The organism is Vibrio ouci, assembly GCF_004551525.1.
GTDB classification, from domain to species: domain Bacteria; phylum Pseudomonadota; class Gammaproteobacteria; order Enterobacterales; family Vibrionaceae; genus Vibrio; species Vibrio ouci.
In genome coordinates, this window is record NZ_SATR01000109.1 from 1 (window position 1) to 3,157 (window position 3,157).

Sequence of the window (3,157 nt, forward strand, 5' to 3'; positions counted from 1 at the left end):
TAACCGAATATAAAAAGGCGTGACAAGCCACGCCTTTCATGTCTTTTAGATCAGATTATTTTCGATTGTGGCAATGGTAGTCACCTGTTTTGCTATTCGTATGACAACCATTAGCATCTGTGCCCCCAGAATGCGCAGCTGCCACAGATACCATACCAAAGCTCACTAGTAGAACTAAGATTAACTTTTTCATTGATTACTCCAAAATATACGCTCTAATTCGAGCATTCGGAGTGTTTCACAAATGAGACTAGTTTTATATGACTTGGGTCAACCTTCGGATCAGCATAACGCTTATTAGCCGACAAATTGTCGTCTTTCGCTCTTAAAAATGCACTCTTAGTCATGTTTTTTTCAATAAGTAATCAATAGGTTAGGGATACTAGACTGCAAAATGTTTATGGATAAAAGGTCTAACGTGAAGAGGGGCAAAGGTGTGTTTGCCTAGATCAGCTTAAGCACACGCTAGGATAAAAGCTACTTCGAGGTCTAGTTCTTCTATTCAGCCTTCGGATAATGTCTAGCGATCCAATTGGCTAGAGGTCATCATCGCTCAAATCTAACTAAGTGGCTAAAACCAGCTTATTACTTCAAATCAATGAAGAATTAAAACAATGAACTCTGAATAGGAATCGGGGCATTTAGGAGGTGCTCCCAACCTTCAGCACTTCCTATTAAGAATGGGCTTTCAGGATCGTGCTTCTTGTAATTTTTATGCGCTGCGTTCTTCTGGTATGTTGCATAGCAATATGTGCAGCCATGCAAACAGGTATTGTACGAGCCGATATCTATGCTTTTGACGCAACCGCACTCAAGGCGTTGGCCTGAGTCTTTCGTCGAGCTAACGTCAATGTTAAAAACATCTTTTATCAACTTGTCATCAATACATTTCCCCCTTTTGATATCAAACCTTTCAATATCAAGGTCTTCAGCGCAGGTTTCAATTTTTAATCCGTAGGCTTTTGCAATGTCACTAAATCCTTGGCATAACGTAAAAAGTTCACGTTCATCACTCAAAATGTCGTGATACTGCAGYCCTTCAACCGTATTGAGGTTTGATTCTGTTTTTTTGTATAAGTCAGCAAAGCTGATAACGACTTTGTTTGTATATTCAACTAAGTTGTTMGCAATCTTCTCAAACAATCTAAGGTGTTCGTTTAAAGGAGTAAGATTAGACATGATAATGGGGTCATATCGCCAAATTACCTTATCTCTGCCAATTTGTTCCGAAAGCCTTTTGAAGGTATCAATCGCTTTTAGAGGATGTACAGTCGCTGTTTCCAGCTCTTTTCCATATCCGGTAATTGTGTATTGAAAGTAATACCGATAGCCTATTGAATCCAGGTACGGCAGGTGCTTAAGGAGTTTTGCTGGGTTTCGCGTCCAGAATACGATGACATCCACATCACATGGCAGTAGCGATATTTTCTTTACCTGAYGGGCATTAAATGGATTTTTAGTCAGAAGAAAGCCAGCCTTGATTCTATTCATAARCCACTCTGAATAGAATGCAGGTATGTCAGTTCTTCTGCTTGCGCTAATAATCATATACTACCTACATAGTTGATTGCTCGAGCATAGACTTTTGGAAAAGATTTCTTGTATATCTCATCCTCATACGAGAAACCACAATGCTCTGCGTTGGTTTGGCTAATGAAATCACTACCTAATAATTCAAACAATTTTGTTATCTTCGTTTTGACCGCTGTTTCATTTCGGTCATTTATTACGATGTTAGCTTTTTCTGCACATATGATCTTTAAATTCTCCTGAAATGGTTTAATGATCCCGGACACCAAATTAGGTGGTAAAGTCTCCACCGTAAATGAGGGGTTCAATGACAAAACGACAATGACGTACATTTTCATCTGAGTTCAAAGTGGATGCTGCGAGTTTGGTCATCGACCAAGGCTACTCAATAGTTGAGGCAGCACGAAACGGTCAAAATGCTTTGTGGGTGGTTCGATGTCGCCTCTTCCTGTTACTACGAGTTTCAGCAGCGGAAGCCGGATGCCTAGCGCATTCGGTTAGCTAACCGAGTTAAGGAACTCTTTAACATGAGTCGTGGCGCAGCTCGCAGCCGAACTCTTGTTTCTATGTTGCGCTCCGAGGGCTTCGAAGTTGGTCAATTTTCGTTCCACTACGGTTAAGAAAAATCCCGCATAGACACCACATCACATGCAATCTAACTAAATGCCTGATTAAAGTGGGAAACCTTGAACACTCATTGACACATTTCACAAAGCAGCGATACACTTTAACGGCACTGGCAAAATCCAGTGACGGGATTAGGACCCCGTTTTAGACATGTAGCGCATAAGTGCCAGCGTTTTGCTGGTTTTTTTGTGCGGCTTCGGCACACCTGAACATAGTCGATTCGGTTACGGATTGTACTATCTGCATTATGGTGGGCTGGGCGAGGCAGCTTCGTGCTGGCCGTTTCTATGTGTCGCGGTAGTCCTAACCTTGTTCAGTTCACCACCCGAAGATTAGGACCTTTGCGTGGTGATTATAAAATCGACACATTGGAGGTCACTATGGCCACTCTAACTATTCTTTCAAAAGATATTCGCACTCTAGATGATTTGTTCTCGCTAAATGATCTACATAAAGTAAGCGGTAGCGCACCTAAGCACCAGCCAGCTCTATTTATGCAGAACCAACAAACAAAAGCACTCATCTACGAAATTGAAGGTGATCTAGGAATCCCTAGATCGGTAATAGCACAGCGGGGCGGAGCAAACCGAGGAACGTGGGTCTGCAAAGAACTGGTCTACTCATACGCGATGTGGATTAGCCCTAAATTCCACCTGCAGGTGATTCGAGCTTTTGATGCAATGATGACTCCCCCACTCCAGGGCGTCACCCTCAGCGAGAAACAAGCCCGTTTCGTCCAGTGCACCTTCAACCAAATGGACAAACTCCAAGCACGCTATCAGCTCACCAGACAACAACATCGAGCAATGATGGAACAAGTCGCCACAATGCGCACTTTCTGCGACAAGATGGAACAAAACCTCAAACACTTTCAATCCCAACTGGATGGGGACTTTGATGTCGTCAATCACATCCACCTCTACAAAGGCATGGCATTAGATTATCAAGGAGTTAGAGAGCTAAAGGACTTCATGGAACGTGATTTCTAGACATGAAAAGT

Annotated in this window: 3 protein-coding genes; 1 reads left to right on the forward strand and 2 read right to left on the reverse strand. The window is 42.4% G+C overall.

The window, feature by feature from the left end; all coding sequences use genetic code 11:
- Positions 1-55 precede the first annotated feature (55 nt).
- Positions 56-193, reverse strand: coding sequence for a YHYH domain-containing protein (locus ELS82_RS23840; protein WP_134837633.1), 138 nt, complete (start codon positions 191-193; stop codon positions 56-58).
- A 413-nt stretch (positions 194-606) separates the two neighbouring features.
- Positions 607-1,548 carry a DUF1848 domain-containing protein gene (locus ELS82_RS23845; RefSeq protein WP_134837634.1) on the reverse strand — a complete coding sequence of 314 codons (942 nt, stop codon included), beginning with the start codon at positions 1,546-1,548 and terminating at the stop codon, positions 607-609.
- A 989-nt stretch (positions 1,549-2,537) separates the two neighbouring features.
- Here ELS82_RS23845 and ELS82_RS23850 point away from each other — a divergent pair.
- Entirely contained in the window at positions 2,538-3,146 is a 609-nt protein-coding gene (locus ELS82_RS23850; RefSeq protein ID WP_134837635.1) for a KilA-N domain-containing protein, read from the forward strand.
- Positions 3,147-3,157 lie beyond the last annotated feature (11 nt).

Coding starts and splice junctions, on each gene's coding strand:
- ELS82_RS23840 (WP_134837633.1), bottom strand. CDS start 193: ATGAAAAAGTTAATCTTAGTTCTACTAGTGAGCTTTGGTATGGTATCT.
- ELS82_RS23850 (WP_134837635.1), top strand. CDS start 2,538: ATGGCCACTCTAACTATTCTTTCAAAAGATATTCGCACTCTAGATGAT.